Origin of the sequence: Vibrio sp. PBL-C16, assembly GCF_034321865.1 — a bacterium.
Lineage (GTDB): Bacteria > Pseudomonadota > Gammaproteobacteria > Enterobacterales > Vibrionaceae > Vibrio > Vibrio alginolyticus.
Genome location: NZ_JAXLNY010000001.1, coordinates 1,531,291 through 1,543,329, shown reverse-complemented (window position 1 = coordinate 1,543,329; position 12,039 = coordinate 1,531,291). Strand labels below are relative to the sequence as shown.

The following is a 12,039-nucleotide window of genomic DNA, read 5'->3' as shown; positions in this document are numbered from 1 at the left end:
GGGGGGGAGTCCGGACTTTTTTATTGCTCTAAAATCTTTGCCCACAATAGAGCCAACAGAAGCTAAGTCGTAATGCTGCAAACTAGCTGTTTATAGTAATTCTTTAGAAATCAACTGAAGTAAAAACGTTTCGCGCTCAATGCTCATGCCTTTTTTCGGGCTTTCTGCCATCGTTTTTTCATTGTGTGCAATTGCTTCGTGTATGTTCATCCATACCGGGCGCATTCCATTTTTAACTTCGTAATCTTCATACACCGTTTCGCCTAGCTCACGTTCGATTTTACATGTATAACAATACGACACCATGTGCATCACGTCAGCGTCATCCTTGTACCACGGACGAAACTCCTCAAAGATTCCGAAAGGCTTAATACCATGTATATTTTGGGCGCCCGTTTCTTCCTCTAATTCACGGACTAATCCAGCAATGACATCTTCACCATCATCAATACCACCGCCTGGTAGCGTGTAGTCATGGTAACGTTCTGTATAGAGCAACAGCACATCTTCACCATCAAGTACAATGGCTCGCGCTGCATTGCGCTGAAAAACAATTTTGTCATCCAAATGCTCTATGTCTGGATGAACGGTCGATTTTAAATGTCTCATCGAAAATACCACGGTCAATGTTTTGTGCGCATATTACCGAATTTCACACTTTAAATCATTGTTGTAGGCCAGGTACGTTCGAGCGCTTGTCAGGAAGTGATTGATATGACCTTCACAACAATACGCCAAGAACAGAAGTGTGACGTGCTAATCAGCAATAAATGAGAATATCTAAATTCTTATACGTCCCTCTTACTTTTAACATCGATAAGACAATAATCTCTTAAAGTTGCCTATAATCAATACAATACTCGCCCACCCCATGCGGAGATAAAGAATGAAAAAGACAAATTTAATGATGGCTATGGCTGCAACATTGGTACTGGCTGGTTGTTCAACTTACGAGGGAGCGACCCGATCAACTGAGTATACCTCCGTTGCAAATCCCGCAGCCGTATACTGTGTTCAGCAAGGTGGTGAGCTGGATACCGTGTCGGAAAACGGCGAACGTGTCACTTACTGTGTGCTGTCGGACAATGAACGCGTCGAGCAATGGGAATACTATCGCGAGAATCACAAAGAAAATGAGGGTGACAACTACTAATTATTTTTATCGATACGTCACCTTCCCTCTATCACTTAGGAGCCTTTGGGCTCCTTTTTTATTTGATTTATCAAAGTGTTCTTACGTTGTTTTTACATATCTCTGACTTTACCGCACATCGACCCTATATCGAACAGTGTTCTATTCTTGACATTCACCTGACATAACTTTCCACTTGGACAATAAAATTCCAAACACAGATCACACTAATTCACATTTCTTCCACATTTTCTGGGACAGGTGAGCAAGATGAAAACACAAATAGTAAAAGAAGCCGAGTCAGCCCCAAGCAACGTTGTTACTGAAAAATCAAAGCGCATTATTTATAAATCGAGTTTAAACGCCTTGATGATTGTCGCTATAAGTATTCTCGTTAACCTTAGTCTTCGTCTTGATTATGTCGTGTTGGGATCAAGCCTTGGCGAGCTTTCCGTTACAGAAACGCTCCAGCTTGTGATGCTTGCTATTGCATCATGGTCGTTTTTCAGCTTATCGAAACAACAGCCTCAGCTAAAGCATGCGGCTATTTTGATTGCAGGATTTTTTGCAGTACTGATTATTCGCGAAACGGACTATTGGACAGACATGATTCATCATGGCTCTTGGGTTTTCCCAGCACTTGCTGTCACCGCACTGGCTTGCGCCAAAGCCTACCAAGGTGGTAAAGGTACCATGAACGAAATGGCGACTATTTTAACAGTGCCACATATGAAGCTATTAGTTGGCGCTGTGATGCTATTATTAGTCTTCTCTCGTCTGTATGGTATGGGCAGTTTTTGGCAACAAGTGATGGACGAAAATTACATCCGTGATGTTAAAAATATCTCAGAAGAAGGTATAGAACTGCTTTGCTACTGTTTGATCGCATTAAGCGCCGTCCGCACAAAACGCGAGCTTAATGAATAGACTCTGGGTCAAAGCGACGGTTCAATGCAGTCAGTATCGGATGGAAGATACTTAATGCCTTTTCCGCAGCACCCACAGATTCATCCAAGGCCGTCATTTCGACGGCCTTTTTCATTTCTTCAATATGTTGCAAAGCCTCTTTATCGAGCGGTAAAGAGAGCAATTTGCTAATAGCATCTCTTGCGATCATCAGTGGCTTTTTTCGGACAATTGATAAGTCTCGGAAAAATGCGCCATGCTTGACCCCTTCTAAATAAACTCGGTAGGTTGTGAGTTCATCGAGTAGCAAGAATGTCTCCGCCATAAGCTCTTTATGTGGGTATGGCACGCTAATATGTTTGCTGATATCCAGTGGAATATTGAGAGTCACCCCCATGGATTCGCAATCGGATTTAAGTACTCGTAATAAGCCTTGCTCATCCATCAAATTCTGGATATCAATGATTCGTTCGAGGTGGTAGTCATTAGACAGCAAGATAACCTCAACCGGATGCCCCGACCATAACTCGAACAACCCACTTTTGCACAAAACTTGGGAAACATAACGCATGTTTTGAAACGTGTTCAACGACTCCGTTTCTAAGAGTATATGACGTTCAGGGAACGGATTCACAGAGTCTGCGTTTAGGGTTCTAAAATACGCGTACATCGCCTCTGCTTCAGAAACACTTTGTCCTTGCGTTACTCCGCCACAAAAAATAATCGCCGTTCGCTCTGTCGGTAGTGATGCAGTCCTACAAGACAAAGCTTCGACTCTTGTTATGCCCTCAGAGGTCAACCTGTTATTGACGAGGCGTTTACCTAAAACGATGACGATGTTGTCTAACTTCATTTTAAAATCTCGCGCTTAGTTGGCAGTGTTACAAAAATCTTCTTTCACTCCCGACCCACAAGCTTTAACATCTAGTTAACAACACTGTTCTAGAGACCTTTATAAAGGTTCACTGCTAAAGGAAGTCAATTATGCTGTCGATTTTCGATATATTTAAAATTGGTGTCGGGCCATCCAGCTCCCACACTAATGGTCCTATGCTTGCCGGATTCCATTTCACTCAGCTAGTTAGCGACTCTATGGCGAAAGTGCATCGGGTGCAAGTGGACCTTTATGGCTCATTGTCACTGACAGGTAGAGGGCACCATACAGACCGAGCCACGGTCCTTGGTTTGATGGGAAATAAACCTGATACCATCAAAATGAGCAGTGCCAAAAGTGCGCTACAAAATACCATAGACAATAATACGCTCATGCTCGCCGGTACACACCAGATTGAGTTTAGCTACGACCATGACATCGTCTTTCATAGCGACAACCTTCCCCTGCATGAAAATGGCATGACGATTACGGCATTAGACGCTGCTGGAGATCAAGTAGCGTTTGAAATTTATTACTCCATTGGGGGCGGATTCATCGCCACCGCCGACGAACTAGAGAACGGCACGCAACAAGATGAGGTCGCAGTACCATTTCCGTTTACATCCGCAGATGAGATGCTGGAAAAAGCCGAGACGAACGGTTTCAGCTTGGGAGGCATGATCCTCCAAAACGAACTCGCATTTCGCTCAGACGAAGAAATTAACCAAAGAGCAGAGCAAATTTGGAAAGTGATGTCGCTCTGCATGCAACGTGGCTTCGATACGGAAGGGATTTTGGAAGGTGGTCTAAATGTCACTCGTCGAGCACCAAACCTTTTGAAAAAGCTCGAAGCCAACGCTGCAGTTGAAAACGATCCGATGGAGATCATGGATTGGATCAATCTCTTCGCCTTTGCGGTTAGTGAAGAAAATGCAGCAGGAGGGCAAGTCGTCACTTCTCCAACGAATGGTGCAGCAGGGGTGATTCCGGCGGTATTGATGTACTACCATCGCTTCATCAAAGAGCTCGATGTTAAACAGCTAAAAGACTTTCTCGCAGTCGCCGGCGCTATCGGCATCTTATATAAAACTAACGCGTCAATTTCTGGTGCAGAAGTGGGGTGTCAGGGAGAAGTTGGGGTTTCTTCATCCATGGCTGCCGCTGGCTTAACAGCGCTAAGAGGGGGCAGTAACGAGCAGATTTGTATTGCTGCGGAAATTGCGATGGAGCATTCATTGGGTATGACTTGTGACCCGATTGGCGGCTTGGTTCAAGTACCTTGTATTGAAAGAAATGCCATGGGAGCAATGAAAGCGATTAATGCATCGCGTATGGCATTAAAGCGCACAAGTAAATGTTTAATTTCGTTAGATAAAGTTATCGAAACCATGTATCAGACTGGTAAAGATATGAATAAAAAATACCGTGAAACCTCTTTGGGGGGCTTAGCTGTCATTCATATGGCACCGCCATGCGAATAATGGCAGGTGGTCATTGCGCTTAGCTTCTCACCATACGCTTATCTGGTAATTATGATCTGATGATATTACATATAGAAATGCCGCGTTCTTCGCGGCATTTTCTTAACAAGAAACTATTCGATTAATCACGTCGACCACGAAGTTCAATTTTTTGAGTTGCAGCATCCGAATGGATTGTTACACCGCCATAGGCCATTTCATTGCGACCCTTCAGCGTCAATTGAGAATCTGCACGCTCTACGTCAACCTGATTTTTCGTTGCCATCGTCATATCAATCGTGCCCGTGTATGACCCATCGCCAGCAAATGCTACGTTTGTTGAGCAAACCATCAAAACAAGTGCGATTAGTTTTTTCATACATCACCTCTATTATCGTTCTTACTTTCTGTCGGTGGAAAAACTGTAACAACAGAAACGCGCTCATACGAGGAAAGCCATTATTTACCAAATGGAAATCCATGCTAATAAACTGATGTAACCAAGAATAACTTATCGTTACCTTCAATAAATCAGGGATAAGGCAGCAACTTAAATTGACCGAGCGTTGTCTTTTCTTAAGAAATTCAGCGATATGATTTGTCGACAAAAGCCAAGCGAGAGAATGTATGAGCGTTAATCTGGATATTCAAAACATTTTGGTATTAAAACGGATGTATGAGCTACGTAACGTCCGGTTAGTCGCAGAATCACTCGGTAAAACGTCAGGAGCAATCAGCAAAAATCTGACTAAGATGAAAACTCAGCTCAATGATCCGCTATTCGTTCAGACCAAAAATGGCTTTGAACCAACAGCTTTTGTGGAAGCGAACATTGCGCATTTTGAGCAAATAATCAACAGTATTGATTCCATCAAACCACAGCATTTTTCACCAGCTCATTTTGACGGTTCAATCACTATTTATGCCAACACATTGTTTTGGGAGTACTTTGGTGACAAGTTTTACTTGGAGTTACTAAAGCACGCCCCAAACGCAAAATTCTCATGTTTGCGCTGGGGTAGCGAAGCAAAAAAACGATTAATTGACGGTGAAAACGCCATTGCGATTCATTACTTCGATGAAGATCTGCCACAGTCAATTGTTCAGACCGAACTAGGGCGAGGAAAAGCGGTATTTTTTGTTCGACAAGATCATCCCGCTCAAAACTCCCAAGAACTAGAAGAATACCCTTTTATACTTTTTAAAACGCCGGGATGGAATGACTACCGATACCCAGTGTTGGAAAGGCTCAAACATATGGGTTTTAGAACCACACCTAAAGTGGAAATTGAGCATCCAGCGATGATTCAAAAAGTGCTTCTGCAAACGAATCATTTTGGCATAACGATGAGTGGACATGTTCCTAAGGGTTGCCGGAGTATCGCGCTTCCTGCTGGGCTAGAGCTTGATGTTCGCTACGTGATGAGCTGTCGTCGCTCTCAACAGCAAGCTCCGGTAAATCAGTGGTTATTAGATGTCATTAAGCATGTCGCTCAGTCCTAGACTGATGACTTGCTACTGCTAATAATAGCTAAACCACACATGCGCTCTACTCACTCGCTGAACGAACATTAAAGACTCTGTATTAACCATTGAGCAAAGGTGTTTACGTGTGATTTTTCGGATGCTCGAACCATCATATAATGTGCACCAGAACTTGGCATATGCCAATTTCCAGCCTGGACTAATACGCCCTGTTGCAGCTCATCCTCAACAAGAAAGTCTCTTACCAGCAACACGCCAAGTTGATTAATCGCAGCATGAATAGCAAGCAATGAGTGTTCAAACTCGGCGACGACTTTGCTCACCTTCCCTTGGTAACCTTGGTGTGAAAGCCACTCTTGCCAAGATTCATGATAACCGCTAGTACAGATTTTAGGCGCTTTAGCTAACTGCGAGAGGTCATTTATCGGGTTTAAATGCATAAAGCCGGGGCTTGCGACAACAATCCAGTTTTCTTGGGTTAATCGTATGGCTTCTTGCTCTTGCCAATCTCCATCTCCGTTAATAATTTCGATATCCGCAATCGCACTGGCGTTTGGAACCGTATTAGCAGTGGTCGAGATTTTAAAGGAAATGTCTGGGAATTGTCGCTGAAAATCAGCCAACCTTGGCATTAACCACTGAGAGCAAAAGCTGTGAGCGACATGTAAGTTAACTTGCGTATTCTTGGGACGAGTAAATAAATGCTGCGTCGTGGTCGACAATGTTTGAAGCACATGATTAACCACAGGCCAGTATTCTTGTGCTGAGCAGGTCAGCGTAAGGTGCGTGCCCTTGCGCTCGAATAACGTCGCATTGAGCTGTGACTCTAGCGATTTCACCTGTTGGCTTACGGCCGCACGAGTCACATTTAGCTCCTCTGCGGCTTTTGTAAAACTCTGTAGTCGCGCCGTGGCTTCAAAAGCTCGGAGCAAATTGAGCGGCGGTAAACTTTGCATATCATTCTCCCAGACATTTAGCTGTCATGCTATGAACTGGTGATGACAAATTGATGAAGGTGCTGAGTTTACGTATGTTGAGCATATGTCAAAGCGTCCCGATATAACTATGTTTCTACACAACTACTTAGTTTGTTAAGCGGGATTAAAAAAGCCAGCGTGATACACGCTGGCTTTTGGAACTTTATCTTAAGCAGGAATTATTCTGCTTTTTCAGTTGTTTGGTATTCAAACGCAGGAACAACCACTTCAACACGACGGTTCATTTGACGACCTTGACGTGTCTCGTTGCTTGCTACTGGGTTAGCTTCACCCATGCCTTTCACTGTCATACGCTCAGCCGCAATACCTTTTGCTTGGAACTCGTCAGCAACGGCTTTCGCACGTTTTTCTGTGAGTTGCTTGTTGTAAGCAGCAGAACCTGTCGTATCGCTGTAACCCGTGATCTCAACTTGAGCTTGTGGGTAAGTATTCATCAAATCAACGGTACCAGAAAGGTTCGACGCGTCTTTCACTTCTGCACTTTCTAAGTCGAATTGTACTGTCGCTGTTGTTTGAGCAGGGTAAACGTGATCTACAATGCGTGTTGCAGGACGTGCTTCTACCACCTCTTCAACGGCTTTTTTTTGAACGACTGGCTCAGAACCAAACTTGTAGTTGAAACCGATACCGAAGAAATCTGAATCCATGTCTTCAATTACATCATCAGACATATCTTGGTAGCGTTGGTATTCAGCACGTAGGCTCCAGTTGTAGTTGATTTGGTATTCAGCACCCAGAGAGCCAGTTGGTACGAAATCTTTCTCGTCACCAGCCATCATGTATGCAGCACCAACTTTCGCGAATAGATTCCAAGAATCCGTTAGTGGTAGGTTGAACTTAGGAGCTAGAGTTAGTGCCCATAGGTCACCGTCAACTGTGTTTAGGCCAGGCTTTTTGAAGTTTGCAGTGAAGTCACCAAGGTAATCAACACCATACTCTGCTGCAACGTACTTGTTGAAGCTGTAGCCTAAGTGCATAGATGCTGCAAAACTGTCGTCGTCACAAGGTTCGTTTAGGTAACACGCATCGTTTAGAGAGTTGTAACCTACTTTACCGCCCATGTAAGTGTCAGCAAGTGCAACGTTTGAGATCACACCACCAGCAAGTACAGTAGCCACTGCTATAGCGATTTTTTTCATTATTCTTTTCCTTTTTCTTGTACACAAAGCAACACACCGCGGCAGCATACTGCCGTAAAATATGAAGCCGTAACTTTCTCTTTTCTTCGAATAGAAATAGCTAAATAGCGTAGGAAAGAATCAAAAATGATATTCAAACGCCAATGACGTAAAACGGAAAAAGGTAACCTCAAGACCATCTATTCATGAGCTTCATCCGCATACCCAACCGAAAAATAAAGTTCGTTGCGTTGGTTTAGCCATAGTCAATTCGTTGCGGAGAATATCACAAAGAAGCCAACTTTCTGTGACGCAAATCACCATAAAAGGCCACTTTCTCAAATTTAAGAATCATCATTTAAGCTTGTGAATGGCAACAAATTTTTACAGGGGAGCGTGGTTCTGGAGAGCACAAAAAAACAGCTCATTTAAATGAGCTGTTTTCGAAATAATGAAAAAGCGTTAACTCGTCGAGCTAAATTTTATCCGCTACGGTTAACGTTGCAGCTAATACATCTTGCCCAAACAAAACACTACGCTCAGGAGACCAACCGTAAAGTGGATCTGGGTGATTGTTGTTATCTTTAAATGGCATTTCGATTGTGTAAGACAAGCATTTGAACTGCTCTGCAACCCAATTTGAACCGACCGTCAAATTCGCTTTACCAGGCTCATCTTTATCGTAACCAATCTCATCTTGGAACTCTGGCGTAATAGTCAGTAACGCTTGCTTAAATGATGTCTCTAAAGCGGCAAGATTTTCATCGTAAGAAGGAATACCTTCTGAGCCAGCGACGAAGTTATACGGAATCGCTTCATCGCCATGAATATCTAAAAACATGTCAACACCCGTTTCCAGCATGCGCTGACGCACAAGGTAGACTTCTGGGCTCTTTTCCATTGATGGCGTTTGCCATTCACGATTTAGGTTTACGCCTACTGCGTTGGTACGCAAGTGACCGCGAATACCACCGTCTGGGTTCATGTTTGGTACGACGTAAAGCACCGCTTTTTCAAGCAATGCACGCGCAACCGTGTCGTTTTCATCTAACAGACGTTGGATCATACCTTCCATGAACCATTCCGCCATTGTCTCACCTGGGTGCTGACGTGCAATCATCCAGATTTTCTTTTTACCTTCTTCTGGCTCACCGAAAGTAAGCAAGCTCATGTCGTTGCCGTCTAATGTGTGGCCTAGTGTTTCAAGTTGGCAATGGTGCGTGCTTTGTGCCATGTGTAACAAGTCTAAATGACGATCGTACGTGTATGGCGCAAAGTACGCGAAGTAAATTGAACTGCGCTCAGGGATTACAGTGAAAGTCAGCGTGTCGCCATCGAACTCTGCCGGTACTCGGAACCATTCTTCACGATCGTAAGACGCAACCACATCGTAACCTTGCCATCCTTCTGGATAAGCCGATTTAGCCAAATCAAGCAATTTGATGGTGTGCGATTGCTCAGCTTCTGTCTCAAGACGGAAGTGGAACCACTGGTAGAATTCCGACATATTGTCGTTAGGAATTTTGAGTTGGATGTCGTTTTTGTCGTCCGCTTTCACTACGTGAATGCTGCCGCTATCGAAGTTGCTGAATACTTTCATTTTATGACTCACCTTTTAAATCTGAGCTTGAAAGACAGAGGCTAACACAAGGCTTCATCGCGCCCCAATGACTTTCACTGCAAACTGTCTCGTTTGTGGCTAAAGTCTTCAGTTTAGTCAAGCTTATCCGCTTTGCCTGCTGGTCCCGCGAGTTTTGCTAGCCACTTATCCCAGATAAACGGCGTTTTCTCGTTATCTTCTGCTTCATCTTTTCGACGTACCGCGTTGCGCACTATCATAGCCCCGGTCCAGCGAAGCGGTTCTGGAGGGAAATACCCCAACGGTCCTTTGGCTAAACCACTGTTCGTCCACTCGTTATCGATTCCCAATATCAATGAAGATAAGATCTTTCCGCCCATTCGAGTCTGCGCTACACCATTGCCTGAATAACCAAATCCGTAAAAGATATTGCTCTGTTTATCTAGCTCGCCGAAAAAAGGGAAACCAGTAGCAGAACGATCAGAGCCCCCCGTCCATGAATAAGCAAACTCCTCTCCTCTCAAATGAGGAAACAACTTATCGAACGACTTGCGCAGTAGACCTTGGTAGCGTGTTGGCTTGTTAAACATTGCGTCAACTTGGTTATTGAAAGAAAACTGATTGCCGCCTTTCCCCAACATCAAACGGCCATCTGGCGTATCTCGGTAATAGTGGACGAAGATACGTGAATCCAACACGCTAGAACCTGCCTGCCAACCAGATAGAGGTAGTGCGTCACCAAGCGGCTTGGTGATCACCATGTCGGAAGAGACCACCACGATACTGTTTTTGAACTGTTTAAACTGCTCCACCATCCATGCATTTAATGCCAATACCACCTGCTGCGCTTGAACATTTCCTTTAGGTGTACAGACAGTGGCAGGTTTTCCATAATCTAGACGCGTCATCGGCGTATTCTCATAGATTTCAACACCCAACTCCATTGCGACGCGTCTTAATCCTCTCGCCAATAAAGGAGGTTGAACGCTGGCTGCATCTGGAGAGTGAAAGCCTTCTATATTGCGCGGCGATCCCGCATTGGCACGCAGTTCCTCCACCGAGCAACGACGCCAACTGTTCACTTCTAATCGCTTTAACTCGTCCACAACTGGCTGCATTCCCCCAGTTTGAGCCTGATTGGTTGCAGTGTAATAAACCCCTTTCAACGATAATTGCGCATCGATGTTGTGCTACTGACAAAAGTCGTCAATCTCTAGCACTGCTTGTTCCGACTCTTTTACCAACCAAGCAGCATGTTCTTCACCGAATAACCGTTTCAATGTCGGAAACTTTGTCGACCAAGTCAGCATACAACCGCCGTTTGCGCCCGATGCACCACTGCCACAAAGGCCTTTTTCAATCACGACTACCTTTTTTTCCGGAGATTGCTGCTTAATCATAATCGCGGTCCAAAGTCCGGTGTATCCGCCACCAACAATCGCAACGTCAGTATTAATGTTCTGCTGTAACGGTTGTGGCGTTTCTGGTTGCTCAGCTTCAATTGCCTGCTTGAACCAATATGAATGATGTGTCATCGGGTATCCTTTGTAGAAGTGACGCACACAACCGTGCTTTGTCACCACTTTACAAACCTACCGAATATTCAACGAGCTAGAAAAACTTACGCTGAGCATTAGAAAATATTTAGATCCTATCCCAAAAGGGGTTTATTCCAAACAATGAGGCCACAAGCAAAATGCGACATGGCCTCGTAGTTTTCTATTTCTTATCCCAACGAACAAGCAATCTACGATAATGGTTTAACCAGCTATGGGTTCGCTCCACTACCCAACTATGAGCCTTAAAATCATCCGATTGTTTTAAGCTAGCTGCCTCTTCTTCTCGTGATTGAACATGAGGGATGTAGTTCAAAGTAACCAGTTCATCATGTAACCTCTGTCGAGATACAGTGGCGCTTGTAAAGGTGGTCGATAGCTTTCTAATGCATCTAAAGTTTGAAGTACCCATTTGATATCGTGAACGTTGGCACCACGCTGACTACAGCAAGTGGCAATCCATTCGCATCCGTCAACAAACTGCGTTTTATGCCTTGTTTTTGGGTTCTTTGCTGTTTTTTTGAGCCAGATAAAGGCACTTTAGTTTGGCAGCCATCCATTGATATAGAGCGCCAATCAACACCAACGTAAATCATGCCATTTTGCCAAAATCGCTCAAAAACGCCTGCATCTCGCCACTCTTGAAAGCGACGATGTGCGAAGCTAGAGGTACAAATGCCCGTTGCGTTAAGCGCATTCCACTGACAACCAGTTCTAAAGACAAAAAGAATGCCGTTCATCGCATCACTATTATCGACTCGTTTTCGATGCGTACCGAAGGATGGTTAGTCTTATGAACGGGCAACAATGGCTCAATTTTTCCCAGAGCACATTAAAGATCAGGTATTATGTTGAACTCATTTACAGTATTTTCAATAGGTGTTGATTTAGCTCAGGCAACACCTATTGAGATAGGTTCTTAGCTCGAGGG

The 12,039-nt window shown here is 44.2% G+C and carries 10 protein-coding genes and 2 pseudogenes; 4 read left to right on the top strand and 8 right to left on the bottom strand.

Features of this window, described 5'->3' with window-relative positions; all coding sequences use genetic code 11:
* Window positions 1-90 precede the first annotated feature (90 nt).
* Window positions 91-609: an NUDIX hydrolase gene (locus UQW94_RS06700; protein ID WP_322142122.1), complete on the bottom strand. Its 519-nt coding sequence runs from the start codon at window positions 607-609 to the stop codon at window positions 91-93.
* A 277-nt stretch (window positions 610-886) separates the two neighbouring features.
* Between UQW94_RS06700 and UQW94_RS06695 the strand changes: the two genes are divergently transcribed.
* Window positions 887-1,153 (top strand): DUF333 domain-containing protein, encoded by a 267-nt coding sequence (locus UQW94_RS06695; protein WP_005374023.1) that lies wholly within the window; start codon window positions 887-889, stop codon window positions 1,151-1,153.
* 249 nt (window positions 1,154-1,402) lie between these two features.
* Window positions 1,403-2,059: a hypothetical protein gene (locus UQW94_RS06690; protein ID WP_005374025.1), complete on the top strand. Its 657-nt coding sequence runs from the start codon at window positions 1,403-1,405 to the stop codon at window positions 2,057-2,059.
* On the opposite strand, the gene UQW94_RS06685 is transcribed toward UQW94_RS06690, so the two are convergent.
* A complete protein-coding gene (locus UQW94_RS06685) occupies window positions 2,049-2,891 on the bottom strand; it encodes a YdcF family protein (RefSeq protein WP_322142121.1) in 843 nt (280 codons plus the stop codon). The two genes, UQW94_RS06690 and UQW94_RS06685, sit on opposite strands and share 11 nt — an antisense overlap.
* Before the next feature lie 131 nt (window positions 2,892-3,022).
* Between UQW94_RS06685 and UQW94_RS06680 the strand changes: the two genes are divergently transcribed.
* Window positions 3,023-4,393, top strand: coding sequence for an L-serine ammonia-lyase (locus UQW94_RS06680; protein WP_017819764.1), 1,371 nt, complete (start codon window positions 3,023-3,025; stop codon window positions 4,391-4,393).
* 121 nt (window positions 4,394-4,514) lie between these two features.
* Here the strand turns inward: UQW94_RS06680 and UQW94_RS06675 are convergent, their stop codons facing one another.
* Window positions 4,515-4,751, bottom strand: coding sequence for a hypothetical protein (locus UQW94_RS06675; RefSeq protein ID WP_005374030.1), 237 nt, complete (start codon window positions 4,749-4,751; stop codon window positions 4,515-4,517).
* 248 nt (window positions 4,752-4,999) lie between these two features.
* Here UQW94_RS06675 and UQW94_RS06670 point away from each other — a divergent pair, with 248 nt between their 5' ends.
* Entirely contained in the window at window positions 5,000-5,875 is an 876-nt protein-coding gene (locus tag UQW94_RS06670; protein WP_005384388.1) for a LysR family transcriptional regulator, read from the top strand.
* A 68-nt stretch (window positions 5,876-5,943) separates the two neighbouring features.
* On the opposite strand, the gene UQW94_RS06665 is transcribed toward UQW94_RS06670, so the two are convergent.
* The 5 genes and pseudogenes from UQW94_RS06665 to UQW94_RS06645 all read right to left on the bottom strand — a co-directional run bounded on the left by UQW94_RS06665 (window position 5,944) and on the right by UQW94_RS06645 (window position 11,951).
* Window positions 5,944-6,813, bottom strand: coding sequence for a LysR substrate-binding domain-containing protein (locus UQW94_RS06665; protein ID WP_064369425.1), 870 nt, complete (start codon window positions 6,811-6,813; stop codon window positions 5,944-5,946).
* 200 nt (window positions 6,814-7,013) lie between these two features.
* The gene (locus UQW94_RS06660) at window positions 7,014-7,994 is read right to left on the bottom strand and encodes an OmpA family protein (protein WP_322142120.1); all 981 of its coding nucleotides are present in this window, start codon (window positions 7,992-7,994) and stop codon (window positions 7,014-7,016) included.
* Window positions 7,995-8,448: 454 nt separating this feature from the next.
* A complete protein-coding gene (locus UQW94_RS06655; protein WP_222712018.1) occupies window positions 8,449-9,573 on the bottom strand; it encodes a M14-type cytosolic carboxypeptidase in 1,125 nt (374 codons plus the stop codon).
* A gap of 113 nt (window positions 9,574-9,686) precedes the next feature.
* A pseudogene (locus UQW94_RS06650) lies at window positions 9,687-11,087 on the bottom strand (FAD-dependent oxidoreductase).
* A gap of 116 nt (window positions 11,088-11,203) precedes the next feature.
* Window positions 11,204-11,951, bottom strand: a pseudogene (locus tag UQW94_RS06645) (IS5 family transposase).
* Window positions 11,952-12,039: the final 88 nt, after the last annotated feature.

Bases quoted from the DNA above. Each gene is read 5' to 3' on its own strand.
- UQW94_RS06700 (WP_322142122.1), bottom strand. From the start codon at position 609: ATGAGACATTTAAAATCGACCGTTCATCCAGACATAGAGCATTTGGAT.
- UQW94_RS06695 (WP_005374023.1), top strand. From the start codon at position 887: ATGAAAAAGACAAATTTAATGATGGCTATGGCTGCAACATTGGTACTG.
- UQW94_RS06690 (WP_005374025.1), top strand. From the start codon at position 1,403: ATGAAAACACAAATAGTAAAAGAAGCCGAGTCAGCCCCAAGCAACGTT.
- UQW94_RS06685 (WP_322142121.1), bottom strand. From the start codon at position 2,891: ATGAAGTTAGACAACATCGTCATCGTTTTAGGTAAACGCCTCGTCAAT.
- UQW94_RS06680 (WP_017819764.1), top strand. From the start codon at position 3,023: ATGCTGTCGATTTTCGATATATTTAAAATTGGTGTCGGGCCATCCAGC.
- UQW94_RS06675 (WP_005374030.1), bottom strand. From the start codon at position 4,751: ATGAAAAAACTAATCGCACTTGTTTTGATGGTTTGCTCAACAAACGTA.
- UQW94_RS06670 (WP_005384388.1), top strand. From the start codon at position 5,000: ATGAGCGTTAATCTGGATATTCAAAACATTTTGGTATTAAAACGGATG.
- UQW94_RS06665 (WP_064369425.1), bottom strand. From the start codon at position 6,813: ATGCAAAGTTTACCGCCGCTCAATTTGCTCCGAGCTTTTGAAGCCACG.
- UQW94_RS06660 (WP_322142120.1), bottom strand. From the start codon at position 7,994: ATGAAAAAAATCGCTATAGCAGTGGCTACTGTACTTGCTGGTGGTGTG.
- UQW94_RS06655 (WP_222712018.1), bottom strand. From the start codon at position 9,573: ATGAAAGTATTCAGCAACTTCGATAGCGGCAGCATTCACGTAGTGAAA.